The sequence below is a fragment of the Shewanella gaetbuli genome, assembly GCF_023284065.1.
Classification (GTDB): Bacteria; Pseudomonadota; Gammaproteobacteria; order Enterobacterales; family Shewanellaceae; genus Shewanella; species Shewanella gaetbuli.
On the sequence record NZ_JAKIKP010000008.1, the window covers coordinates 102,141 to 127,666 of the forward strand.

The 25,526-nt window shown below is 39.0% G+C and carries 19 protein-coding genes; 13 read left to right on the forward strand and 6 right to left on the reverse strand.

Annotation, left to right across the window (positions count from 1 at the left end; all coding sequences use genetic code 11):
* The first annotated feature begins 57 nt into the window (after positions 1-57).
* From L2672_RS11775 to L2672_RS11800, 6 genes are all read left to right on the forward strand, one after another.
* Complete coding sequence (locus tag L2672_RS11775; RefSeq protein WP_248996048.1) at positions 58-2,529, forward strand: fimbria/pilus outer membrane usher protein; 2,472 nt, start codon at positions 58-60, stop codon at positions 2,527-2,529.
* A gap of 104 nt (positions 2,530-2,633) precedes the next feature.
* Entirely contained in the window at positions 2,634-3,680 is a 1,047-nt protein-coding gene (locus L2672_RS11780; RefSeq protein WP_248996049.1) for a fimbrial protein, read from the forward strand.
* A 389-nt stretch (positions 3,681-4,069) separates the two neighbouring features.
* A complete protein-coding gene (locus L2672_RS11785; protein ID WP_248996050.1) occupies positions 4,070-4,936 on the forward strand; it encodes a virulence protein in 867 nt (288 codons plus the stop codon).
* Positions 4,936-5,850 carry an alpha/beta fold hydrolase gene (locus tag L2672_RS11790; protein WP_248996051.1) on the forward strand — a complete coding sequence of 305 codons (915 nt, stop codon included), beginning with the start codon at positions 4,936-4,938 and terminating at the stop codon, positions 5,848-5,850. The genes L2672_RS11785 and L2672_RS11790 overlap by 1 nt, the downstream gene beginning before the upstream one ends.
* On the forward strand, positions 5,850-7,154 hold the full coding sequence (locus tag L2672_RS11795; protein ID WP_248996052.1) for a DUF4056 domain-containing protein: 1,305 nt from the start codon (positions 5,850-5,852) through the stop codon (positions 7,152-7,154). Before L2672_RS11790 ends, L2672_RS11795 begins: the two co-directional genes overlap by 1 nt.
* 59 nt (positions 7,155-7,213) lie before the next feature.
* Positions 7,214-8,425, forward strand: a complete 1,212-nt coding sequence (locus L2672_RS11800) for a BamA/TamA family outer membrane protein (RefSeq protein WP_248996053.1) — start codon at positions 7,214-7,216, stop codon at positions 8,423-8,425.
* Between the two features lie 72 nt (positions 8,426-8,497).
* On the opposite strand, the gene L2672_RS11805 is transcribed toward L2672_RS11800, so the two are convergent.
* Entirely contained in the window at positions 8,498-9,094 is a 597-nt protein-coding gene (locus tag L2672_RS11805) for a DUF1415 domain-containing protein (RefSeq protein ID WP_248996054.1), read from the reverse strand.
* Positions 9,095-9,113: 19 nt separating this feature from the next.
* Entirely contained in the window at positions 9,114-9,713 is a 600-nt protein-coding gene (locus tag L2672_RS11810) for a LysE family translocator (RefSeq protein WP_248996055.1), read from the reverse strand.
* A 284-nt stretch (positions 9,714-9,997) separates the two neighbouring features.
* Between L2672_RS11810 and L2672_RS11815 the strand changes: the two genes are divergently transcribed.
* A complete protein-coding gene (locus tag L2672_RS11815) occupies positions 9,998-10,558 on the forward strand; it encodes a DUF4136 domain-containing protein (protein ID WP_248996056.1) in 561 nt (186 codons plus the stop codon).
* Positions 10,559-10,618: 60 nt separating this feature from the next.
* Here L2672_RS11815 and L2672_RS11820 read toward each other — a convergent pair whose 3' ends face one another.
* Both L2672_RS11820 and L2672_RS11825 read right to left on the reverse strand, forming a co-directional pair.
* On the reverse strand, positions 10,619-11,437 hold the full coding sequence (locus L2672_RS11820) for a DUF2797 domain-containing protein (RefSeq protein WP_248996114.1): 819 nt from the start codon (positions 11,435-11,437) through the stop codon (positions 10,619-10,621).
* Positions 11,438-11,585: 148 nt separating this feature from the next.
* Positions 11,586-13,673 carry a carboxylesterase family protein gene (locus tag L2672_RS11825; RefSeq protein ID WP_248996057.1) on the reverse strand — a complete coding sequence of 696 codons (2,088 nt, stop codon included), beginning with the start codon at positions 13,671-13,673 and terminating at the stop codon, positions 11,586-11,588.
* Positions 13,674-14,170: 497 nt separating this feature from the next.
* On the opposite strand from L2672_RS11825, the gene L2672_RS11830 reads away from it, so the two are divergent.
* A complete protein-coding gene (locus L2672_RS11830; RefSeq protein WP_248996058.1) occupies positions 14,171-15,865 on the forward strand; it encodes a porin family protein in 1,695 nt (564 codons plus the stop codon).
* 83 nt (positions 15,866-15,948) lie between these two features.
* Here L2672_RS11830 and L2672_RS11835 read toward each other — a convergent pair whose 3' ends face one another.
* Entirely contained in the window at positions 15,949-16,446 is a 498-nt protein-coding gene (locus tag L2672_RS11835) for a glycine cleavage system transcriptional repressor (RefSeq protein WP_248996059.1), read from the reverse strand.
* Between the two features lie 193 nt (positions 16,447-16,639).
* Between L2672_RS11835 and L2672_RS11840 the strand changes: the two genes are divergently transcribed.
* From L2672_RS11840 to L2672_RS11860, 5 genes are all read left to right on the forward strand, one after another.
* On the forward strand, positions 16,640-18,892 hold the full coding sequence (locus L2672_RS11840) for an ABC transporter permease subunit (protein WP_248996060.1): 2,253 nt from the start codon (positions 16,640-16,642) through the stop codon (positions 18,890-18,892).
* Positions 18,893-18,951: 59 nt separating this feature from the next.
* A complete protein-coding gene (gene pstA, locus L2672_RS11845; RefSeq protein WP_248996061.1) occupies positions 18,952-20,610 on the forward strand; it encodes a phosphate ABC transporter permease PstA in 1,659 nt (552 codons plus the stop codon).
* A 27-nt stretch (positions 20,611-20,637) separates the two neighbouring features.
* Positions 20,638-21,456, forward strand: coding sequence for a phosphate ABC transporter ATP-binding protein PstB (gene pstB / locus L2672_RS11850; RefSeq protein WP_248996062.1), 819 nt, complete (start codon positions 20,638-20,640; stop codon positions 21,454-21,456).
* A gap of 74 nt (positions 21,457-21,530) precedes the next feature.
* Positions 21,531-22,241, forward strand: coding sequence for a phosphate signaling complex protein PhoU (gene phoU, locus L2672_RS11855; RefSeq protein WP_248996063.1), 711 nt, complete (start codon positions 21,531-21,533; stop codon positions 22,239-22,241).
* 141 nt (positions 22,242-22,382) lie between these two features.
* Positions 22,383-22,988: a DUF502 domain-containing protein gene (locus L2672_RS11860; protein ID WP_248996064.1), complete on the forward strand. Its 606-nt coding sequence runs from the start codon at positions 22,383-22,385 to the stop codon at positions 22,986-22,988.
* A 580-nt stretch (positions 22,989-23,568) separates the two neighbouring features.
* Here L2672_RS11860 and acs read toward each other — a convergent pair.
* Positions 23,569-25,521, reverse strand: coding sequence for an acetate--CoA ligase (gene acs, locus L2672_RS11865; RefSeq protein ID WP_248996065.1), 1,953 nt, complete (start codon positions 25,519-25,521; stop codon positions 23,569-23,571).
* Between the last annotated feature and the right edge of the window lie 5 nt (positions 25,522-25,526).

Below are 25,526 nucleotides of genomic sequence, written 5' to 3' on the forward strand. Positions count from 1 at the left end.
ACTATCATATTATTACTTTCATATCCATTAGTTGTAATTAAATGGAGGGGGTTCCTTGTGTTTAAAGAAGGTAAATATTTTTCATTAGTACTCTTTTTAGTTTGTACACAAGCATTACTAGTTTCAACTTATTCGTTTGCGGACGATGACGATGATGACGACGATGATGATGAGTTTTTCTATACTAAAGAGTTGCTTAACTCCAGTGCTTATGGGTTCGGTGAGTCTATTTCATTAGGGTTTGTTATTCCAGATGGTGTTTATCCTTTTAGTGTCGTTGTAAATGGAAAAACTGTTGAAGAAAACTTTCCAATTGAAATTGTAAATGCGAAAGGCAAAAGTAAAGTCATAATCTCTTCTGAGCTTGTGGCTTTATTTGATTTAGATGTTGATATTAATAAGAAATTTATTTCAGATGTTGCATCTGAAACAGTGTTAGATATTCAGTCATATATCGCTGATTCAGACATTGGAATAAACGTCAATAACATGATCGTTAATGTTAGTATTCCTAACATTAATCAAGTGTATCGTCCCCATGGCTATTACGATAAGAATTCACTTGATTATGGTGAAAATTTAGCTTATCTGACCTATTTTGCTAATGGCAGTTTTGATGACAATTCATCAGACTTTTTAGGGGTTTCCTTAACGGGTGGTGTGAACATTAATAAGTGGCAGATCAGATCTGTGGGTGTTGCTACCAAATCAGAAGGTGAAGATTTAACTTATATTAATAACCTTTTGTATGCTAACCGTCCCATTCCTGCCATACAAAGCAATTTCCGTGTTGGGCGGATGTCTACCAGTTATGCCACATCATCTTTTCTATATAATGGTGTAACGCTTTTCAGTGATGCCGAGTTTAGGCCTCAAAGTTTACGCGGTTACGCTCCCAACCTCACTGGCGTGGCTGATACTAATGCTACTGTTGAAGTGTATCAGAATGATATGCTGATATATAAAACAACGGTTGCTCCAGGTGCGTTTGAAATAACTGATATTTATCCTACAGGCAGCTCCTCAGATTTAGTGATGATTATTACTGAAGAAGATGGCCAAGTGAAAACGGCATCATCAAATTTTAGTTCTTCTTTTGCCATGTTACGAAAAGGGCAGTCTGATTACCAAATGACATTCGGGCAAGCTAAAGGCGTTAATCATCAAGAAGGTGGTTTTTTTAGTGGCAGTTTTAAATACGGTTTAAATAATGCGTTAACCATTGATATTGGTTCTCTCGCAGCAAAAGGCTATTGGGTTGCCGATGTCGGTGCAGGTTTGAACTTAGGGGCGTTTGGTTCAACTTATATTGAGTATTATAAAGAACTAGGTAGCTACGGTGGTTATTCGACACAATTCTCTTATACCAAGCAGTTTCCTTCAATCGGTACACGTATTAACGTACGAAGTTTATTACATGAGTCGAATGATTTTTTGACTTTTAATGAACATATAGATAACTCAGTTAATGCAGATAATTTGAATCGTACAACAGTAGAAGCTAAACGATTAAATATTAAAAACCGAGGTAATATTGATATTTATCAACCATTGTTTGATCGCTCTTCACTCACTTTATCAGCCTCTGAAACAAGTTATTGGAGTGGAGAGAAACAAAATACTTATCAGGCAATGCTTTCTAGCACAATATGGGATAACGTTAATCTGTATCTTACCGGCGGTAAGCGTACTTATTTAAACAATGAAAAAGATGATTTTATCACCTTAAGTGTGAACGTACCTTTCAGTAGTAGTGATGACTATAAAAATCGTAGTTATCATAATGTGCGAGCTGAAGCGGGTGTACGCAATAGTGATTTTGACACTGCATCTGCAGGAGTTAGTGGCACTTTCAAGGACGCATCATTAAATTATAATGCTTCTGTCAGTCGAAATGCTGCTAAGGAAAATCGTTATCGAGCTAGTTTAGGCTATAACACTGATTATGGCTTGTTGACAGCCGGTTATAGTAAATCTCCTACAAACGAGACGTTATCATATGGCGCGCAAGGTTCAATTGTTGGTTTTAGTGAAGGTTTAATTTTATCAAAACCCATAACTGATACTTTCGCCATTATTCAGGTACCTGATGTAGAAGGTGTTGCTGTTAACTCACAATCTTCAACTAATGGTTCAGGGTTAGCTATTGCTCACTTTGTACAACCCTATAAAAAGAATAACATCTCGATTGATGTGTCAGAGTCTCAAGGGGTCCAAGCTGATTCGACTTCTCAAAATGTTGTGCCAGTAAAAGGCGCTGGTGTATTTGTGAGCTTTGACGTCAGTAAAGGCTATGAAGCTATTTTCCATATAACCAAAAATGGTCAACCTATTCCGCTTGGGAGTTCTGTTCGTGTCAATGGCAAACTGTTGTCTAGTCAATTTGGTACTGGCGGAAATATATATCTTTTAGGCGTGAAACCTCAGGGAACTTTGGAAGTCTTTAATGGTAATGAGCTCGTTTGTCAGCTTGATTATGTGATAGATGATGTAACTAAACTGAATAGAAAAGATTATCAATGTGAGTAAGCGAACTTACGAAATTAGAACAGTAGTATTGGGTCCTTTAATTGGGCTTTACAATATCGCTGATAACAGTGATTTAGTTAACTTATCATCATGAGGTTGTGAAAATGTTTCAGTTAGTAAAAATATTGACTTTAGTTGTCGTGTTGTTAATTGGGATTTGGCCGTTAGAAAGTACTGCGGCGCTGGCAACTTGTACCGCAACATATAATAACACTCATGTTCAGTTACCTAGTGAAATTAAGGTAACTGATAATACGGGTAATATTATAGAATTAACAAACTGGATAGAAGTAGGCCAACAGACAGTTTATGACTGTCAGTATAATGGCGAAGCTTTTAATGCGAGAGAAATATTTCTGTCTCGGGTGCCGATTGGTAAATATAATGGTTCTGATATATATCCAACGACTCTTGATGGAATTGGTTTTTTAGCTCAAGCACGTGGAGTTACTGGAACTGGGCCTATAGGAAATTGGTATGATTTCCCTTGGCAAGGTTTATGGAACAGCTATGGCGGGTATACTGGAGATCGTACTTTTCAATTTGATATAAGAATTAAATTATTGAAATACAATAAAATTCGGGGTGACGCGATTTTGCCCCGAGTTGATGCTGGCCAGTTAGGGGTTTTTCAATTTTATAATGAATCAAATTATCTAGCTCCGCCATTCATTTTTGGTATTAACGGTGGCACCAGAATTTACCGTGATCAAGCTTGTACGGTAGATACTCGAAATATTAATGTCCCTATGGATCAGGTATCCAATACAACGTTATCTGGAAATGGAGCGAGAGGACCTTTCAATTCAACCTCTGTAGATATTCGATTAAGTTGTCCATACCAAGGAGAGGCTGTCAAAATGCGTTTCGATTATGGGTCAGAAGGCGGTAGAGGTACCTACCTCAATACGGTAGATTCATCTGGTAACATTATAAACGGTTTAGGGATTGAATTGATGTATGAGGATGAATATCGCCAATTGTGGCCTGTACGATTTGGCCAAGAGATATTTTACTTGACGGCAGCGCAGAACTACGGCGCTATTAGTAAAAATAAGTTTTTTATACCAAGGTTAATTAATTATGGAACCGGCACGCCTCCTGCTGGTAGCTATAGTTCATCAACAGTTTTTAGCATACTTTATCCCTAGTTTCAGAAAGTTTATGTTGTTTGCTTGTATATTACGCTCCTATTGTACGTATATGCGAGAAGAATTATTGGTAACATGTGATGTGAAATAACTGATAAAAGTGTCACTCATATTTATGTTAGAAAGCACCGCATTGCGGTGCTTTCTTTTTATTGTTTTATAGAAATACTTTTATTACTGCATAAATTACTAGTATGAACTTGTTTGCCATTTTCGTCTTTTATTGCCACTACTCCTGTTCATTTAAGCTGGTTAACTATTATTTTCTAGCTAATTTGTCGTTTTCATTCATCATATAGACAGTTTTCAACTAAAATTAATTGTTATACTTACAAAATAATTTTTTGTTATCGTTTTCGAAACACCTTTAAATAGGACATCCCACCTCAATGCTAAAAGTGTTAACTTTCTGGTTTTTATTAATAGGTTGTAATTTAAGTTTTTCGACTGTTGCTAATGAGCAAATTGAAATAACCCCGCAGTATCAAGGTACGTTTCCTATTTGGGCTCAAGAGGCCATAGATAGAGGCTATGAATTACCGAAACCGTTTGGCGTTAGTGTAAATTACATGTCTATGAATCAACCTTTAGTTGTTGATAGTGTTGGTTTTTCTGGTTTAGGTGACTTTGTTGATGATAAAGTATCAATAAAGGGCAGCGAAGCCATACAAGAGTCTGAAACACTGACGCTTAGAGCTGACATGTGGTTATTACCTTTTTTAAACTTTTATGCTGTGATTGGACAAACTAGAGGTAGTAGCATTGCCACCGTTCAAATAGAGGCCGACATACTGCCAGCACCTCTTCCTCCGGTAACATCTGACCCTTTTGATTTTGAATTGAACTTTAAAGGAACAACTTATGGCGGTGGTGGCACCATTGCTGGAGGTTTTGGTAATTGGTTCGCCTTATTAGATGCCAATTACACTAATACCAACCTTGATATTATTGAAGGTGAAATAAGCTCCATTGTTGTTTCGCCAAGAATAGGATATCGAACTAAAATTTCTGGCCATGACACTCAGATATGGATTGGGGCAATGTACCAAAATGTAGAGCAAAATTTTGGTGGTTACTTAGTCAATATTGGTGTCCCCATTGATGGGGCTAAGTTTTCTGTTGAGCAACATTTAGCTAAAAAATGGAATGGGTTAATTGGCGGGCAAGTTAACTTGGGCAAAGGGTTTGATTTGTTGCTTGAAGGCGGCATAGGCACCCGTACCAGCTTTATGGCTGGGTTAGGATATAGATTTTAATGTTAGTTAGGATCTTCTTATTGGCGATGCTGTTGTTAAACAGTGGTTGCTCAGTTGTGGGCATGGTTGATAACCATCAACAAAAACAGCTGATTAGTAATGGTTTTGAATTGCATGATTTAACCTTAGCACAAGGTGGTAGTCTGCATTATTGGCAAGGTGGCGATAAAAGCAAACCCTGTGTGATATTACTGCATGGATTTGGTGGTACTGGTTTAACAAGCTGGTATGAAATAATGCAGAACATTAGTGACGACTATTATGTAATTGTGCCAGATTTATTATGGTTTGGTGAATCTTATAGTGGCATGCCAGCCAACATTAGCAGTCAGTCTACAGCTATTAGCGCGTTGATAAATCATCTTAATTTATCCACTGTAAACCTTGTCGGTATTTCATTTGGTGGTTTTGTCACTTTTGACTTGATGATTCAAGAGCCCAAAGTAAATAAAGCCATTATGTTAGCCAGCCCAGGCTTAGTATTTACCGACGAAGATATGCATCAAATGACCCAACGTTTTGGTAAAACTAAACCTGAATCCGTATTTGTCCCCAGAGACAAAGAAGGAGTAAGGTTGTTACTTGAGCATACATTTGTTGATTACCCATGGTATCCCGGTTTTATTGATGAGCAAGTTTACCAAACCTACTTTGCCAGTTTTCAGCAACAAAAAGCATCGTTAATTACCACGTTGCCTGCCTACCGCGACAGTTTACATCCACAAGACATTAAGCCTAACTTACCCCCATCTTTACTTATTTGGGGAGATAAAGACATTGTCTTTCCTTTAGCAAAAGGTGTTGAATTTTCGCAATATTTAAATGCTGAAATTAAAGTTATTCCTGGTGGTGCACATGGCTTAAGTAATGATTTTCCTGAGCAAATTAGCCAATCGATAAAAGAGTTTTTTTAATGAAAAATATATTAACAAGGAAAAGTTTATTTGGCGCGGGAGTCATCTTTGTGACTTTAACCGCTTGTAGCTCTAACGATTGGCAAGTTAGAGCAATCCCCTCCGAAGCCGCAGTTAAAACCGCTTTGGATGACACGCCTGACCCAGCATTACTACGTGATATTTTATTGCCACAACAAGCGGCCTTAGGTTTGCCAGAAAGTGTAAGGCCTTGTTGTGCTTTTGGTAATGCACAGCGTGTGCAAGTAGGTGAGATGCCGATTCCTTTTTATCGTCATGCAAACACCGTCGATTTGGAATCAATAGGTGCTCATGCCTTTGATGCAGGTGGTTTTAGTTATCAAAAGATATCACCTGATGAAGGAAAAAGTACTGAAAACAATGGTGTGCTTTATACATTAAAAGGTGGCTTTATTGATTTAGCTCATATTAGAGATACTGCTGATAATACTGTGGCTATTTTTTATCAGGTATATCCTAATTTAGGTAAACAAACTTCGATAAAATTACCTTATGAAATCGGGGATAGAAGCATTGAAATAGAAGCGTTTGACGTTTCTGGTTTAACCCCTGAGCAACGTTGGGAAGTGGCTGCAGCTATTGCTGCTAGAATGGGTTTTGCCATGGCTGAAGCCCATGAAATAGCGCAATGGCATGGCTATCGTAGTTTTGCCTTGTGGAGCGAAGCTGTATCTGCCTATTCAATAGAAGACCTCTATTCAAATATGTTGGGTGCAAAAATTGCACAGGCGCTAATTACCGATAACTTAGTCATGTCTCGTCAACAATTTAATTATCATATGACTTCATGGTTGGCAGCCACTTTGGCATGGCTTCAACCTTTGTCGGTTGATCAAACTAATGCATTATTTGATGGTGTAGATGGTTTATGGTGGGACTCAAATAACCCGTTGCCAAATAAATTTATGCTGCTCAAACGCCATTATCAACTTGGTCATATTCAGCAACCTTTTTTAGTGCCGCAAACGCTGGCTAAAAGAAGTCCTAGTTGGCCATTATTAGCAGAGGTTTATCAGAACCCTGTTGCGCCTCACAGGCTGTCAATTGCTCAAGAGGTGCACGGAGTAGTGTTAGATGATGTGGCGAAGTTATATTTGCATGTTGATGATAAATTTAAAGCTTCTTTTGAGCATATTCCAACAGGTTTGTGGCAACAAGGTTTTGATCATACTCAATTTGTAGAAATTGCTGAATATGATCAACAACAGGATGTGATTGAGCTTGAAGCTCATTTGCAACAATATCCTCAATTACCTTTGGCTAACTTATCGGTGAAAGAATAAGTTTCAAGCTCACAGCGCTCAAATTAAATGAGCCTTAAAATTATTAGGATGATAATAAGATGACTTTACCTTTGCCTAGTCTGTCCATTTTGCGAAAAAACCTTCTTAAAAGCGTATTTATCATTTTGCTCAGCTTCACCACTAGTCATGTTTTCGCACAGGATGAGTTACTTGCGGCCGTCACCGAAGATGCCCCTGAATTAGCGGCTGAAAATAGCTGGTTTGAAAACTTTTTAAATAAATTAGGCGCAGACGGTGAGTTTGATGCCGACAAACTTATCGACTTTAGTATTTTACCTGGCCCTTTTTATAACCCTGAAATGAATTTAGGAGTTGGAGTTTCTGCTATTGGTCTGTATCAAATTGATCCTGAAGATGATGTTAGTCAGTTATCATCTCTAGTGATTAATGGCTTAGCTTCTGTTAATGGCGCTTTAGGTGTCGGGATTCATAATAAAACATTTATAAAACAAGATACTCAAAGATTATACATTGATGCTGGCGTGTATAACGTACCTGATGTTTATTATGGCGTTGGATATGACAATAATCATAATGATGATAATAAGGTGAAACTAAATAGCCGCTCGATTGAAGTTAATCCTATGTATTTAGCTCGCGTATCTGAACATGTGTTCGTGGGTGGTGGATTTGATTTTAGATACAGCGAAGCTGAAGATATTGATATTTTAGAATCTCTTATACCTGTAGATGACTTGTTTGAGTCTTCAACAAGTGCGGGCTTCAATTTCCATGTCAGCTATGACTCGCGCGACAATGTATTAAATCCTCAACAAGGTAAAATAGCCCAGTTAGACGTGGGTGTTTATCGTGAAGACTTAGGCGGTAAAACTGATTTTGAGGTATTTGATGCGCTATATAGCACTTATTACTCTGTACACTCTGACGATGTATTAGCTTGGCAAATAAGAGGACGATTTACCCATGGTGATGTGCCGTGGGATCAATTATCGAAAGTGGGTGGCGGCGAATTATTACGAGGTTATACCACAGGGCGGTACCGAGATAAGCAAATGCTATTAGCACAAGTGGAATATCGACTGAATTTACCTTGGCGTCATGGTATGGTTTTTTGGGCCGGTGCAGGGGTGATATCAGATCAATTTAGTGAATTGCTTACATCAAACCTTTTACCCAATACCGGTGTTGGCTATCGGTTTGAAGTAAAGCCAAAAGTTAATCTAAGGTTAGACTTAGCCTTTGGCGACGGTGATACTGGGTTTTACTTTAATGTAAATGAAGCTTTTTAACAGGCTCATATCAATCACTGGCACAGCTAATATTCCGATTTATTTGCAGGCCTTTTATTCATAGAAAATTTATTATGAAGTACTTTTATCAGAAGTACTTTTATCAGAAGGACTCTTATTAGAAGGACTTTGACATTGTTTTAGTAAGGCGGTAAAAAAAGCACAGCCTTTTCTTTCTGCAAAGGCAATATTGCGCTCGGGAATTGTTTCTGGCTCATCGTAATGCGCTAAAGCTGCTTCCATACTGGCTTCTCTAATAATATGAATGGTCGGATAGGGCGAGCGGTTGGTATAGTTTGCCGCACTATCTTGGTCTTCACCTTCAAAGCAGTAATCAGGGTGAAAGCTGGCTAATTGATAAACCCCTTCGTAGTCTAATTCTACTAATTTGTCGTTAGCAGCATCGACAAAGTCTAGGTAAGTATAAAAGTCTTCAAAACCTCTAGGTAAGATAAACAAAGTCGTTTCAACGTGTTGATTATCATCAAGGTACTGGCATTCAGCAACAAACGCTTTTAATACTTGTTTGAATTTAGTTGTTTCGGTGTGGGTATAGCGAATGCTATTACGTTCTACTTCGCGCCGAGCAAACGGGCAAATGTTATATTTCATTATGACCTGTTTAACCCAGTTTTCAGATTCTTCAATGCAGGGATGTTGATCAGACATAATTGTGCCTCGGGTAAGGTTAATGACTTGGCAGTACCATGGGAATGATAGATGCGACTAATAATAATGCCATAGACACATTGAATATGCGTTGTTGACGCTGGTTTTTAAGGAGTTTTTTTAAGCCAACTCCAAAGCCCAGCCAAACAATAGCACAAGGAAAGGCAACACATAAAAACACGCTGGCAATAGTGATAATTTGCGGAGCAAGCGCTTGATTTACCGTAGTAAAGGTTGCGGTTGCACCCACTGCCATAATCCAACCTTTAGGGTTAACCCATTGAAATGCAGCCGCTTGAATAAAGCTAAAGGGTTTGCTGACATTTTTACCTTCCATTTTGCTACTGCTATTGGCAATCAGCCAAGAAAGATATAACAAGTAAGTAATTCCAATATATTTAAGGACAGTATGTAAAATAGGGTAGCTTTGAAACACCGCGGCAAGCCCTAAACCAACCGCTAATATCATTGCTGGAAACCCTAAGGTGATCCCCAGTAAATGCGGTAAACTGCGTTTGATACCAAAATTAACCCCAGAGGTCATTAACATAATATTGTTAGGGCCAGGTGTTATTCCAGATGAGAAAGCAAATAAGGCGATAGCAAATATCAATTCCATGGTGTAGCAACGTGCCTAATATATTGGTCATTTTGAGGCGAGTATAGTAACCATTTATCTGATGACAATCTAATATTAAATCAAGGCATAAATTAAAGAATGGCTTATTAACGTTTTTTAATTCTAATAGTACAGGGTTAACAGTTTGTCTATGTTGTTATTGTGAGCTTAACAGCGTAATTTATGCAGGTGAGTGAGATTTTTGATATCAAAACACTTTAGTCATGTTGCATCAATAGTGGGCAATAACAACGCCAATGCTAATTCAAATGGGATATTCATAAATGCTTAAATCGATACTGTGTTTTTTTATGGCTGCCAGCATTATGATGCTTAGCGGTTGTGCTACAGACCATCATTCGGTTGCCGAACATCGTATGACAATGGTAACCAGCGGTGATGTTTCTTTAGCAACCCAAACTTATGCGTGGCATGAAACCATGTTTAGCATACACACCGCCAATAAAATGGATGAAGAAGAATTAAAGCGCCATTTACGTCAATCAGTTGATAAGTTAATGGCCTCAAAAGGATATGTATTGGTGGCCAATAATCAAAACCCGCAAATGACAGTTGGCTTTGGCATGGCACTGGAGTCTGAAATGAGTGATATGGAAATACTGGCTAAAGCCGGTTTAGTGCCCGGGTTATCCACCCAAGATGTTTCAGATGAATATGAAAAAGGTTCTGTATTAATTGCGTTTTTTAATCCCAGAATTAACCAGCCATTTTGGCGAGTATTGGCGCAGGGTTTTACTGACCCTCATAAAACGGTTGTTAATCGTGAAGTAAAATTTGATGAGCTAGCCAACATGATGCTCAGTAACATTCCGGATGTGCATTAACAGTAAACTTGCAAAGCGCTAGGTTATTTCCATCATACAAACCTAGCGCTGCAAATGAACTTACAACTTCACTTCAACTTCATAAGATCCAAACTTACGAATATTGATGACCCCAGTATCAAAAATAAGGTATTGACCTTTAATACCTTGCAGCACACCAGATACTTCCGCCACCTTATCAAAATTATGTGATTTAACTTTTGTGGGGAACATCTCAATCGGGTAGGTAATGGCTTGAATGTTTTCGTCAAGACGCTCGATTGCAATATCACCATATTCATCAGCCAAAGCTTGCAGCTTTTGTTCGATTTGAGGGATCAGCATATTAGCCTGTTCAATTAAATCAACATCTTGATTGTGGCCCTTTAACATGGCTTGCCAATGGGTTTTATCATTCACCAATTTAGCCAGCTCAATTTCGATTAAGCCTGAAAGTTTACGGGTAGATACTTTAAATATGGGTAAACCTTGGGTTGCACCTTGGTCAATCCAGCGTGTAGGGATTTGGTTGTGACGAGTAATACCAACTTTGATACCCGAAGTATTAGATAAATATACATAGTGTGGGACAAAACAATGTGACTGAGCCCACTCTGGCTCACGACAAGTGCCTTGATCAAAATGGCAGGTTTCAGGCTTCATGATACACATGTCGCAACTGGCCAGTTTTTGCATACACAGATAACAGTGACCTTGAGAATAGCTTTTTTTAGTTTTTTTACCGCAGCTACAACAAAATATATTACCAGTATGGGTTAGGGTGAAAGATTGACCTATAAGTGGATTTAATGGCACTAGTTGATCGCCTACTGGTAATTGATACTCAACCTGATTCTGTGAGTTCAAGCTAGTTTTTAATTTTGATAATGTACCTAACATGATGATTCCATAAGATGATTTATCGCCATAGTTTAGCATTATTTATCCTATAGGATTAGGGCTTATGATGTTTGATTTTCGGAAAAACAGCATAAAAAATGGCAGTTTTTCAGACTGCCATTGATAGTGTTTAATATTAGGTTGGGTGTTACAGTAATTCACATATTCCAGAAGATACAGTTGGATCAATACTGGTATTGATAATGTTGTCCCAATTGTTTTGAGGCTCTACAATTAGTACATCAATATCTTCACTTTCTACACCAATATAAAGCACATTATCATTAGCTGATGTATATGGATTATCATCAAATAATGCATCGCTAAACCATAATCTAGAAAGTGATTGCATTAACTTTTTATCTCGTGTTGTGGTAAATAATGCGGTTCCGTCTTCATCAATAGCTTTATTTAAAATAAACGGTAATTCTGCACCGTTACAAGGTTTGCCATAGAAACAACTCAAACTACCTAATGCCCCTAATAATGGGTCGTCAAATGAGTTTGAATTAAAACCAGAAATATAATCAAAATGATACAAACTGGTTTTTAGATCGGGTGTTGTTACTACAGCTTGCTGTACATAATCGCGTGCGGCACATTTGAATAACAAATTATTGTTTAAGTTGTTAAACTTAGACATGTTTTCAACAGCTCCACTAATTGTTGTGTCATCTTCTGCAGGCTTGAAATCTGCAATTGATAGCGCGCTAGTGTTATCTAAATACCAAATAGTAGATAAAATTGAGTACACAGGAATATTAACATTAGAATCTTCATCGTCTTCATAAGGGACAAAGTCGGCAATATTTTCTGGTAATGACGCGTCACTTAATAAACCTAAAATCAAGTCGATAATATTAAAGCCCAGTATTTCTAAATTAATAAGAAATGGAATTTTAAATACTGCAGTATAGGGATTTGATTCATCACTATTGAAACCAATTACAGAGGGCACTTGAAGCGTCGTGTCGGCGGTTTGAGCCATAACATGATAACCGTCGTAGTCAGCATATTCACGACAGCCTAATATTCCTGTTCTTATACACTCTCGATGAGCTTCTACATAAGGAGCAAAAGCAAGCATTTTTGCTCTTGGTTCAATGGCGGCAATATCTGAGGCATATTTAACTGCAATTACAGCTAGGGATGTCCCGTCAATAACGTCTTTAACAATATTTTCAATCACACCATCGGGTAGACCAAATAATCGACCCGTTAATTGAGATTTTGCTTTGCTTTGTAGTTCAAGTATTTGAGGAACAGAAAGGGATTTTAAATCAGCAACGGGTGAGCTCTCATCACCAAATAATTCATTAGCCAAAGCAATAATGGTTTCATTAGAGTCTTTAGCTAAACTGTAACTTCTGAAAGGCAACCCCAACGGTAAGCTTTGCATTATTGAGCGCTGGAAATATTGAGGTGCTGCATTATCTACGGAGTCTGGATCAAGTTCAGTTTCATGTTCTTGATGCATAACATTAATTGATATAGCACCACTCCCCTGACCATATACAGTAACATTGCTAGGGTCTCCACCCAGTTCACTAATATTTTGACTCACCCATTGTAAAGCGCGTTTTTGATCGCCAATCCCGAAATTACCCCCTTTAGTATCCCCATTATCTTCAATCCAAAAGCTTCCTAAAAGACCAAGGCGATAGTTAAAAGTAATTGCCATAAAAGGTGATGTCCTATCGCCATTTTGAGTGTCTATTACACTTTGAGCGACAACAACGTCAGGGCTTAGATTGGGTAAACTACCTGATCCATTTTCAAATGAACCACCATGGATATAAACATAAACCGGTAATTTAGTATCAGAACTTATACCGCTAGGGCGCCAAATATTAAGATTCAAGCAATCTTCAGAAGAAGGTAACTGAGTACTCTGCTGAGGACAGCTATCACCAAAGTCAGTTGCGTCAATAGTCCCTTTAGCATCACTAGTTTCAGATAAAGATAATAATTCGCTATGTTCAAAACGCATTGCATTAGCATAAGTGACGCCTTTAATGGCATCAATACTGACTAAATTTGTTTCACTATCGGTATTAGTTATTTCAATTTTTTCAGTTATGGCTTCAATGGTGACATCGCCAATGACTATTTCAACGGGTTGTGGCTCGTTAGGATCTGGCGTTTCAGGCGGAGCGGTTGTTTTGTCGTCATCACTACAAGCTGCGAATAGTAATATGGTTGCTAAACCTATAGTGGTATGTAGTCCTTTTTTCATTAAACATTCTCCTTAAGGGACATACTAATAAAGTAACGTGTTTACTTTGTGCTAGAAATTCGTATCCCCTAATTAGATATGAGGGGGCTAAGATTGTTTTATCAATATGATCAGATACAACTTTTATTAGAATAGTTACTTAAGAATAGTACACAGTTGTTACATTTGATGTATGGGGGGGAAATAAAACTCACATTAATGAAGCCAGATTTCCAAAAGCAATTAACCTAACGTAACTATCTTGTTAGGCTGTTGATTTTCATGTTTTTATTGCGTTCGCCTATCTTTGTTTCGTGGTTAATTCTAATAATTAATGAAATTTTTACTATATTATTGTTAATTGAAAAATTATGAAACAATCGCTGAAAATCAGTGATTACGGGCTTTTATTGTATCAATTGTGTTTTTTTGTTGTAGAATTAGCTAGGTATTGTAATTAACTTTAAGCATGATCAAGACTTCATTACATAGTTTTAACCGCATTTAAGGCGAAAAGTATGAATAATAGTTACAGGGAATTATTGAAAATAATGCGCAAGTCACCCCATTTAAAGCCTTCTATTTTAGCACCGAGTGCTATCGCTTTATTGTTGTCTTTTTCTGCTGCATCCTCAGATATTGATGCACCTAATGAGCTTCAACTTCGTGATCAAGTGGAAAATATTTTTGAAAAATACGGTATCTCAGAAGATATACCTAAACTGGGTATTAGCTCATTAACTCAGGGAGAAAACTTAGTTGAACATATGGTTCGCACTGTTGTTGAAGATGGCGAAGTCCATAAAAATGAAGTGTTTATGGTTAAAACTACTGACATTAAAGGTAATATTGATCTGCGAATCAAATATGACCCAAGAAATTTAGATGAAGATACCAATGTTATTGAAGAGATTGAATCTGCCACTAAAACTGAATATTTATTAAGAAGTTATTCTCAGGGGTACGACAAGTCATCGATTACAGCTACAGAAAAAGACAATGGTGATGTTATCGTGGAGTTTAATTACTCTAAATACCAACTGCCGCAAGATATTGCTTATTTTCGCTTTATGAGAGTGTCGCTACTGGTTGTTGATGGTAATGTTCAAAGTATGTCTATTACTAACAACAAACCCTTTGATTATGAAGGTTATACTGTTGATTCTTACAAGCAAGATATTAGCTTTGTTGTAAAACCTGACACCGGCCAAGTATTTATTAAAGATAAACATATTGTGGCTTCAGGCAGTCGCAAAGGCAAGCCCGTTCAATACGAGACAAAAATTAAAACCATTGCTTACTACGATAAAGATGACTCAGTGGTTATTTCAGACCGAGATCTGTTAACCAAAGTATCAGACCCTCGCATGCGCGAAGAAAAAGTTGAGTTAGACCGATATTTTCCATTAATGGCCGACTTAGTTAGACGACAAGGCATTGATGTGCCGTTACCTTACGGTGTCTCTGTGTCATATAGAAAACAAGATATGGATGTTGGTTTTACTTACTTTGATATTATGGGGCTTAAGTTAGATGACTTTTTTGACCCTGAAAAATCATACGGTATCGTTACCGCTGAAAGTATGGCTATACGTGCAGACTTGAACATTTTGCCGTTTTGGAATGTGTATGTGCTTGGAGGAAAAATTAAAGTTGATGCTACCGTAAATACTGAGTACACAGGTGTAATTCGAGACGTATTGGAAGAAAAGCTTGGTTCAGAATTCAAAGCTGATATTGCGTGTAAGTTAATTGATGAAGTGGGTTTACCTATTTGTGACCCAGCCGCATTCGGTGTGCCATTACAGTTGGATTATACCTTGGCTGGATTTGGCACCACCTTATCTATTGGTTATCGTGAGTTTTTTGCATCATTAACGGGAACATACGCCGTAACTAAACTTGATGGTCAAGATTGGGGCGAAGGTATTGTGACGGTTCAGCCAATGGTGGGGTACCAATTATTGGATTACCGTGCCCAAGTATTTGTGGGTGCCGAGTATCAAGGCTTAAAAGCTAATATGGAAGGTAATTTAGGCTTTATTGAAGAATTAAATCGTGATTTTACTTATGATGTGGGCGTAGAGTTAAACCAGTGGGCTTATCTAGTGGGCATTAATAAGCAAATCGGCAAGCACTACAATATCACTGCTCTGTATAATAAAGGTGAAACACGTGAAGCTTTCACGCTGAACTTTGGTTATCGTTTTTAAGATTGAATGTAGTTTTAGAAGAAAAATGCCTATCAGTAATTGATAGGCATTTTTTATTGTAGAATTGTATTAACCGGAGCTGATTAATGGGTTTTATCTAACACCACGTCATCACCCAGCTTATAAAGCTGTTCAGTAATTTGTTCTTCTTGTTCTGGGTCTGTTAAACCCAATTGCATATTGGCTCTAAATAAGGCGACCCCAGTATGGCTTGCGGTTTCATATTTACTGCTGAATTGTTCAATATTAATCCCTGAAGCACTAAGGGTGTTTGAAATTTGCAGCACTAACCCTAGTCTGTCATAGGCCACTAATTGATAACTAACGTGTTTTATAGGAGGTTGTACCTGAGATGCTTGAGAATAAGTTAATGACAAGCCATCTATGCACTCTAACGACTCTAGTAATTGCTCCCATTTATCGCTGGGAAGCTCAATTTGTAATATAGCGGCAAATATCCCTTCTATATGACGCATTTCAGAATCTAGCCAATTACCTTCTTGGCGACTAATTGCATTGGCGATTTGTTCAACTAATCCTTTTCTATCAGGTGCTTGCAGTGTTATCAAATAGCGCATCATAGTTTATTTTCTCCTACATACAACGAAAGTTTTGGCTGTAACACAACTGTCATGTTTACGTAATATAATTCCAGCCACTTATCATTGTGTTGATGAATTAATTTTGTGGTTGTCATAATTATTTATTGTTAACACAGTAATTTACACAATCAAAGCACTATTGCTAGTGAATGATTAAATATAGAGGTTCTTAATGGAAAGTCAGGTCAGTCAGCCTGGTTCTGCTGCAAAAAGTCTATTAATAGATAATTATGCAACACGCAGAGCATTTAAGGATAAAGCAGCACAAATTGGCGTAACCATAGGCGGAACAATGGTGTTTGTTGCGCTGTTACTTATTTTCTTTTATTTGCTTTATGTCATTAAACCTATTTTTGATGGCGCGGATATTACGCCTGCGACAAAAGTGGCTTTAGTAAACACCGACTTCCCAACATTGATGGTGGGCAGTGATGAGCAAAATGAAGTACTTTTTCGAGTCGCTGAAAATGGCACTGTAGATTTTTACTCTTCGGTCACTAATCAACATATCCAATCTATAAATATGCTACTTCCTGCAGGTGCTTCAGTTACCAGTAGTGCGAAGTCTATTGCCAGCGAGCAGCGTTTTGCTTTGGGCTTAAGCACAGGGCAAGTGATTGTGATGGGAATTGATTTTGGGGTAACTTATCCAAATAACCAACGGGTTATTACGCCAAAGGTAACCAACTTAACCCCAACACCGCTGCAAATCAGTGACGGTGCCGCTATCTATAAGTTGTCGTTTGATTACTCTGATAATAAGATGACTTTTGTTTATCAGGACGGCACTGGCCTTTGGCATATTAATCGCCAAGAAGGCGAAGAAAATATGATGACCGAAGAAGTGGAATGGTTTTCTTATGATTCAATTATTGAAGAAGCACCTAGTCAATCTTTACTGCCGCTAACAACACCTGACCAACGTCAGTTAATTATTCCTGCGGCCAATAAACTTTATATTTATGATATTCGTGACGTTGAAGACATTACTCTTTTGCAGGTGGTTGATGTTAAACAGGGTACAGCCAATATTAAACAGGTTGACCTTTTAGCCGGTGCAAGCTCTATTATGGTGAGTTATGACACCGGTGTAGTCAGCCAGTATTTTCAGGTGAATAGTGACAATGGTCGTTTATATCAATTAATTCGTCAATTTGATGATTTAGCACCAATCAATGCTATGGCTACCGAGTTTTATCGTAAAACCTTTGCGGTACTTAGCCCAGAAGGCGAGTTAACTCTGTTATATACCACTAGCCAAAGAAACCTGTTTGAAGAAAAATTTGATTTATCTAATCCTGGCCTATTGTCGTTCAGCCCTCGCTCAAATGCGCTGGTAATTGAAGCTGACAAGCAACTCCATTTATTTGCCGTTGAAAACAGTCATCCAGAAGTGTCATGGAGTGCTATGTGGCAAAAGGTCTGGTACGAAGGATATCCAGAGCCTAAATATGTATGGCAGTCAACGTCAGGCTCAGATGACTTTGAAGCAAAGTTAAGCTTAATGCCTTTGGCTTTTGGTACCATGAAAGCCGCTTTTTACGCCATGTTATTTGCCGTACCGCTAGCAATTGCGGGTGCTATTTATACGGCTTATTTTATGTCGTCAAAAGTACGCAATGTGGTTAAGCCTACCATTGAAATTATGGAAGCGTTACCAACCGTTATTTTGGGCTTCTTGGCCGGTTTATGGTTAGCGCCATTAATTGAAGATCACTTACCGGGTATTCTTACGTTATTGATTCTACTGCCCATTTCAATTCTGGTAAGTGCATTTAGCTGGAGCAAATTACCCCAAAAGTGGAAATTACGCCTACCTGAAGTGTACCAAGAGTTGATGCTTATTCCGGTGATTTTATTTGTCGGTTGGTTCTCTTTCCATATTAGTCCAATGATTGAAGTGATGTTTTTTGATGGTAATACGCGTCAATTTATCACCAATGATTTAGGTATTACCTTTGACCAACGTAATGCCTTAGTCGTCGGTATTGCTATGGGCTTTGCGGTTATTCCAACTATCTTCTCTATTGCAGAAGATGCCATTTTCTCTGTGCCTCGTCACTTATCAAACGGTAGCTTGGCTTTAGGTGCTACTAACTGGCAAACCTTAACGCGCGTGGTGCTATTAACGGCAAGCCCGGGGATATTCTCTGCCATTATGATGGGTTTAGGCCGAGCAGTAGGTGAAACCATGATTGTATTAATGGCAACAGGTAATACCGCCATTATGGAGTGGAGTGTGTTTGAAGGTATGCGTACTCTTGCGGCCAATATTGCGGTTGAAATGCCAGAGTCGGCCATTGGTTCATCACATTATCGTGTGCTGTTCTTAGCTGCCTTTGTATTGTTTGTCTTTACCTTTGTATTTAACACCATTGCAGAAGTTGTACGTCAGCGTTTACGCGACCGTTACAGCTCATTATAAGGAAATGATGATGACGTTATTAAATACATTTTCAGCGCTTAAATTAAGAGGTTTGTGCAATGGGTAAGTGGTTTAAATCAGGCTCACCATGGATTTGGATGACCGGTGGCGCAGTGAGTATTAGTTTGATCGCGGTGCTTGGATTATTACTATTAATTGCATGGCGTGGACTAAGTTACTTTTGGCCTGCTGAGGTTTACCAATGGCAACTTGAAGATCAACAAGGCAATAAAAGCACCTTAATTGGCGAAATTTATGATCGAGAAGAAGTACCAACAGAACGATTAATTTCTGCAGGTCATCAATTTAATCAACATCCTGGTGAGTTTGTAACGCGTTATTTGGTTAAAACAGGTAACCGCGAATTTGTTGGATTAGATTTCCGTTGGATTTTAGCAACTGATATTATTAGCCGCAGCATTCCGCTTGATGTGGCTAAATTTGAACGAACTAAAAATGGTAACTTTTATGGGTACCCAGTGGCTGTTATTGAAGAGGGGCAACGTCTTGAATTAACTGGCGACGCCATTGAGTCATCACTAGTTGAACATATTGAACGTGCGGTGACGATTTCAGAGCAAGCGTTATCTCTGCAAAAAAGTGATATTGGTTCAATCAACTACCAGATGGAACGTTTACGTTTAAAAGAGCGTAAATATGAACTTGATGGAGAGTTAACCCCTGAGCGTAAACAGCAAATTGCTGCCCAATTGCAGCAATTAAATGATGATTACCTAGTATTAGAAAAAGATTTATTTGCCCTGCGTGATGAAGCAGCCAGAGACTCTGTTGTTATTCGCGATATGCGTGGTGAAGAGGTGACCTTAAAGCTTGATTCAATTCTTGATGTAACTTACACCAACCATATGTCATTTATAGATAAAGTGGGCCATTGGTTTGTAGGTATAGGTCGCTTTATTAGTCATGACCCTCGTGAAGCAAATACTGAGGGTGGGGTGTTTCCTGCCATTTTTGGTACGGTATTTATGGTGATGTTAATGGCGGTTATTGTGACACCTTTTGGTGTGATAGCGGCTATTTACTTACATGAATATGCTAAAAAAGGCCCAATTACTAAAATGATCCGCATTGCCGTTATTAACTTAGCGGGTGTGCCATCTATTGTGTACGGGGTATTTGGTTTAGGCTTCTTTGTTTATATGTTAGGTGGCTCGCTAGACCAATTATTTTACCCTGAAGCATTACCTGCGCCTACGTTTGGTTCACCAGGGGTAATTTGGTCGGCATTAACCTTAGCTATATTAACCTTGCCAGTAGTGATTGTATCTACAGAAGAAGGCTTAAGCCGAATTCCTAGTGCAGTGCGTCAAGGCAGTTTAGCACTGGGTGCAACTAAAGCTGAAACCTTGTGGCGAATTGTTATACCAATGGCGAGTCCGGCAATTATGACCGGATTGATTTTAGCTGTTGCCCGTGCAGCAGGTGAGGTTGCACCGCTGATGTTAGTTGGTGTAGTAAAGCTTGCCCCGACTTTACCTATAGACATGAACTTCCCATTTGTTCATTTAGAACGTAAGTTCATGCATTTAGGTTTCCATATTTATGACGTTGGCTTTCAAAGCCCTAACGTAGAAGCGGCTCGACCTTTAGTGTATGCCACTTCATTCTTATTAGTCTCTGTAATTGTTGCGCTTAACTTAACTGCAATTAGCGTCCGCAACCATTTACGTGAAAAATTCCGTTCGCTAGAACACTAATTAGCGATATCCTGAGGAAAATATAAAATGATTTCGATTGATAGCTCAAATATGCAAACAGACACACTAGACTTAGCCAATTTGGCTCAACAGGATACCGCGTTAGAAATTCGCAACCTTGACCTTCGCTATGGTGACAAGCAAGCACTGTACGATGTATCGATGAAGATACCTAAAAAGAAAGTAACCGCATTTATTGGTCCGAGTGGTTGTGGTAAATCAACATTATTACGTTGTATCAACCGCATGAATGACCTAGTTGATAGCTGTAAAATTGACGGTGAAATTTTACTCCACGGTCAAAATATTTATGACAAAAAAGTCGACGTGGCGGCATTACGCCGTAACGTGGGAATGGTGTTTCAGCGTCCGAACCCTTTCCCAAAATCTATTTATGAAAATGTGGTTTATGGCTTAAGACTTCAAGGGATCAACAACCGTCGCGAACTTGATGACGCTGCTGAGCGTTCATTACGTGGCGCGGCTATTTGGGACGAAGTTAAAGATCGCTTGCATGATAATGCTTTTGGTTTATCTGGTGGTCAGCAGCAACGTTTAGTGATTGCTCGTGCTATTGCTATTGAGCCGGAAGTATTGTTATTGGATGAACCTACATCGGCACTTGACCCTATTTCAACCTTAACTATTGAAGAGTTGATCACTGAGTTAAAAGAGCAATTTACCGTAGTAATTGTGACTCATAACATGCAACAAGCGGCTCGTGTGTCTGATCAAACAGCCTTTATGTACATGGGTGAGTTAGTAGAGTATGCCGACACAAATACTATTTTCACGACGCCTAAAAAGCGTAAAACCGAAGATTATATTACCGGACGATACGGCTAAATATACCTGCCTAAATTTAGGTGGGTTAATAACACAGTATTTGCGCAAAGCTCATAACAGTTTAAGGTTTTATCATGGAAAAAATGAATTTAAATAAACATATCTCAGGTCAGTTCAATGCTGAGTTAGACGATATTCGCAACCGTGTGCTCGCTATGGGTGGTTTAGTTGAACGCCAATTAGAACAGGCTTTAGATGCATTAGCAGGTTTAGATGCAGAACTAGCGCAAAAAGTGATTCAGGGTGATCATAAAGTGAATGGCATGGAAGTGGCTATTGATGAAGAATGTACCCGAATCATTGCCAAGCGCCAACCAGCAGCCAGCGATTTACGGTTAATCATTGCCATTTCAAAAACCATTACAGACCTTGAGCGAATTGGTGATGCTTGTGTGCGTATTGCCAAAGCCGCAGTTGAGAAACGGACCAAAAACCAAGAGCCGTTATTGGTCAGTATTGAGAGTATGGGTCGTCATGCGACCAGAACCTTACATTCAACATTAGATGCGCTAGCAAGAATGGATGCAGAACAAGCATTTGAATTACATAAAGAAGATGCCAAGCTGGATAAAGAGTATGAAGGCATTATTCGTCAATTAATGACTTACATGATGGAAGATCCTCGTTCAATTCCAGGTGTACTAGATGTACTTTGGGCTGCTCGCGCTGTTGAGCGAGTAGGTGACCGTTGTAAAAACATCTGCGAATATGTCATATTCTACGTTAAAGGAAAAGATGTACGTCATACCTCGTACGAAGATATGGAAAAAGATTTACAAGATTAATAGCACAATAAAACCTATAAATTAGGCTTGTATACTGTTGTTTTTTAGTAAATTATTGTGTTTTGAACTATAACGCCTTAAGTTATCGCTTAAGGCGTTTTTAGTTGCGTTAATTAATTGGCCACTTTTGGAGATATAAATATGAAAAAAACACTGACTCGTGGGCTGATGAATCTTTTGCCTATGGCGCTATCGATTTGGTTGTTTTGGTCGTTGTTTATTTCGCTAGATGGCTTAGGTCAAGTGCTGCTTAATAGCTTGGGAGTGAGTTATTTGTTTCTTGGCGCGGGATTTATTCTTGTCAGTATTATTGTTTTTATTGTAGGACTGTTATTTTCCGTTAGCCCAATTGTTTGGCTATATTCATGGCTAGAACGTCAATTGATGAAGTTTCCTCTATTTAAGTCTGTTTATGGCAGTATTCGAGATATTGCCAGTTTAATGAACACCGACGGCAAACCTAAGTCGCAAAAAACGGTATTAGTGAAACAAGCCAATGGTGGCTATGCTGTAGGTTTTATTATGAGTGACAACACTCCAAAACCATTAATCGATGCCTTACCCGAAGGTGAATGGGTTCCGGTGTTATTCCAGCTAAGTTATCAAGTAGCAGGCGTTACCACTTTGGTAAAACGTGAAGACTTAATTGATGTGGATTGGTCATTTGAAGAAGCCATGCGCTTTAATTTAACCGCAGGTATATCATCAACTAAATCGAGCGATAATTTAAATAGAAACAATGATTAAGCGTTACTTTTTGCAAAAATATTTAAGCTAGTGTCACGCTATCCCAGCCTCGTCATCCTCGAGATTTGTTATCGAGGATCTGCTATTGGTTTTCATTAGAGTAGATTCCAGCCCAAAAGCATTGCTGGAATGACGAAAGTCCTGTCATCCTCAAGCTTCCAATTTCGTCATCCTCGAGATCTGTAATCGAGGATCTGCTATTGGTTTTCATTAGAGTAGATTCCAGCTCAAGAGCATTGCTGAAATGACGGTAGTCCTGTCATCCTCGAGATCTGTTATCGAGGATCTGGTATTGGTTTTCATTAGGGTAGATTCCAGCCCAAAAGCATTGCAGGAATGACGATAGGCCTGTCATCCTCGAGGTTTTCAATTTTCGTCATCCTCGAGATCTGTTATTGAGGATCTGTTGCTGGTTGTCACAAAAATTGCCTCCTTGATTTTATTCATCAAAATAAAACAAGGAGGCGAGAAGAAAAACCGGTGAGGTTTTTAAGGGATAGAAATAATGTTAAAACACACTATTTAAAAGGAGCTAAGGCCAGTGGTTAATTCAAGCCTTAGCGAACACTTATGGTTAATATTACTCAGTTTTATTGAGGCGAGACTCAATTAAGGTGTCAATAACCGCTGGATCGGCCAATGTTGAAGAATCACCTAAGTTAGTCACTTCATTAGCGGCAATTTTACGTAAGAATCGACGCATAATTTTGCCAGAGCGCGTTTTAGGTAAGCCGCTTGCCCATTGAATGAGATCCGGTGTTGCTAAAGCGCCAATTTCTTTTCGAACCCATTGGCGCAGCTCTTGACGCAACTCTTCTGTAGGTTCAATTCCACGGCTTAACGTTACATAGGCATAAATGCCTTGGCCTTTAATGTCATGCGGGTAACCAACCACTGCGGCTTCAGCTACTAGCTCGTGCGCAACCAGTGCAGACTCAACTTCAGCAGTACCTAAACGGTGGCCAGATACGTTAATAACATCATCCACGCGGCCGGTAATCCAGTAGTAACCATCTTCATCACGTCTTGCGCCGTCGCCGGTAAAGTACATGCCACGGAATGTTTTAAAGTAGGTTAGTGCAAAGCGGTCGTGATCACCATATACGGTGCGCATTTGACCTGGCCATGAATCTAGAATGACCAAATTACCTTCGGTCGCTCCGTCAATAATATTACCCATATTATCAACTAGGGCAGGCTGTACACCAAAGAATGGACGAGTTGCAGAGCCTGGTTTAGCGTCAGTAGCTCCAGGGAGTGGGCTGATCAAAATGCCACCGGTTTCTGTTTGCCACCATGTATCGACAATTGGGCAGTGTTCATGGCCAATTACCTCATGATACCAACGCCATGCTTCAGGGTTAATTGGTTCACCCACAGACCCCATAATACGCAACGAGTCACCTTTATAATCACTAAATTGTTCTTTGCCTTCAGCCATTAATGCACGGATTAATGTTGGTGCAGTGTATAGAATATTCACTTTATGGCGGTCAATCATTTCACCTAAACGAGCCGGAGACGGTGAGTTAGGTACCCCTTCATGAATTAATACTGTTGCGCCATTTGCTAGGGGGCCATACACCATATATGAATGGCCGGTAATCCAACCTACATCAGCAGTACACCAGTATACTTCGCCTTCTTTATAGTCGAATACATACTCATGAGTCATTGACGCGTAAACCATGTAACCACCAGTGGTGTGTAAAACACCTTTTGGGTTACCTGTTGAACCTGAGGTATAAAGTAAGAATAGCGGGTCTTCAGCGCCCATTTCTTCATATTGGCAATGCTCTGAGGCGACATCCATTAATGAGTCCCACCACACATCGCGTCCTTCAACCCAGTCAATATCGCCACCAGTACGGTTAAGCACAATAACTTTTTCAACACAGGTAACATCTGGGCTTGATATAGCTTCATCTACACTGCGCTTTAGCGGAATTTTACGTCCACCACGGATACCTTCATCGGCAGTGATGATGACTTTTGATTTTCCGTCAATAACACGTGATGCAATTGAGTCTGGTGAAAAACCACCAAATACGACTGAGTGTATTGCGCCAATGCGCGCACAAGCTAACATGGCTACAGCGGCCTCTGGCACCATTGGCATATAAATAGTCACAACGTCACCTTTAGCGACACCTTGACTACGCAGTGCATTAGCAAATTTACATACGTCTGCATGTAATTCGGCGTAGGTGATTTTACGTTGCTCGCTTGCATCGTCACCTTCCCAAATAATAGCGACTCTATCGCCATTTTTTTCGAGGTGGCGGTCTAAACAGTTTGCAGATGCATTCAATGTGCCATCGTAGAACCAATTGATAGATAAATTGTGATCATCAAAAGAAGTTTGCTTTACCTTGGTATAAGGTTTGATCCAGTCGATTCGTTTTCCGTGTTCTCTCCAAAAACCTTCTGGATTAACCACAGATTCTTGGTACATTTTTTTATACTGGTCATTATTCACTAGTGCGTTTTGGGCTATGTCACTAGGTACTTTATAAAGAGACTGCGAGCTCATTTGGG

Excerpts from the sequence above, each read along its gene's own strand:
- L2672_RS11780 (WP_248996049.1), top strand. The coding sequence starts at position 2,634 with ATGTTTCAGTTAGTAAAAATATTGACTTTAGTTGTCGTGTTGTTAATT.
- L2672_RS11785 (WP_248996050.1), top strand. The coding sequence starts at position 4,070 with ATGCTAAAAGTGTTAACTTTCTGGTTTTTATTAATAGGTTGTAATTTA.
- L2672_RS11790 (WP_248996051.1), top strand. The coding sequence starts at position 4,936 with ATGTTAGTTAGGATCTTCTTATTGGCGATGCTGTTGTTAAACAGTGGT.
- L2672_RS11795 (WP_248996052.1), top strand. The coding sequence starts at position 5,850 with ATGAAAAATATATTAACAAGGAAAAGTTTATTTGGCGCGGGAGTCATC.
- L2672_RS11800 (WP_248996053.1), top strand. The coding sequence starts at position 7,214 with ATGACTTTACCTTTGCCTAGTCTGTCCATTTTGCGAAAAAACCTTCTT.
- L2672_RS11805 (WP_248996054.1), bottom strand. The coding sequence starts at position 9,094 with ATGTCTGATCAACATCCCTGCATTGAAGAATCTGAAAACTGGGTTAAA.
- L2672_RS11810 (WP_248996055.1), bottom strand. The coding sequence starts at position 9,713 with ATGGAATTGATATTTGCTATCGCCTTATTTGCTTTCTCATCTGGAATA.
- L2672_RS11815 (WP_248996056.1), top strand. The coding sequence starts at position 9,998 with ATGCTTAAATCGATACTGTGTTTTTTTATGGCTGCCAGCATTATGATG.
- L2672_RS11820 (WP_248996114.1), bottom strand. The coding sequence starts at position 11,437 with ATGTTAGGTACATTATCAAAATTAAAAACTAGCTTGAACTCACAGAAT.
- L2672_RS11825 (WP_248996057.1), bottom strand. The coding sequence starts at position 13,673 with ATGAAAAAAGGACTACATACCACTATAGGTTTAGCAACCATATTACTA.
- L2672_RS11830 (WP_248996058.1), top strand. The coding sequence starts at position 14,171 with ATGAATAATAGTTACAGGGAATTATTGAAAATAATGCGCAAGTCACCC.
- L2672_RS11835 (WP_248996059.1), bottom strand. The coding sequence starts at position 16,446 with ATGATGCGCTATTTGATAACACTGCAAGCACCTGATAGAAAAGGATTA.
- L2672_RS11840 (WP_248996060.1), top strand. The coding sequence starts at position 16,640 with ATGGAAAGTCAGGTCAGTCAGCCTGGTTCTGCTGCAAAAAGTCTATTA.
- pstA (WP_248996061.1), top strand. The coding sequence starts at position 18,952 with ATGGGTAAGTGGTTTAAATCAGGCTCACCATGGATTTGGATGACCGGT.
- pstB (WP_248996062.1), top strand. The coding sequence starts at position 20,638 with ATGATTTCGATTGATAGCTCAAATATGCAAACAGACACACTAGACTTA.
- phoU (WP_248996063.1), top strand. The coding sequence starts at position 21,531 with ATGGAAAAAATGAATTTAAATAAACATATCTCAGGTCAGTTCAATGCT.
- L2672_RS11860 (WP_248996064.1), top strand. The coding sequence starts at position 22,383 with ATGAAAAAAACACTGACTCGTGGGCTGATGAATCTTTTGCCTATGGCG.
- acs (WP_248996065.1), bottom strand. The coding sequence starts at position 25,521 with ATGAGCTCGCAGTCTCTTTATAAAGTACCTAGTGACATAGCCCAAAAC.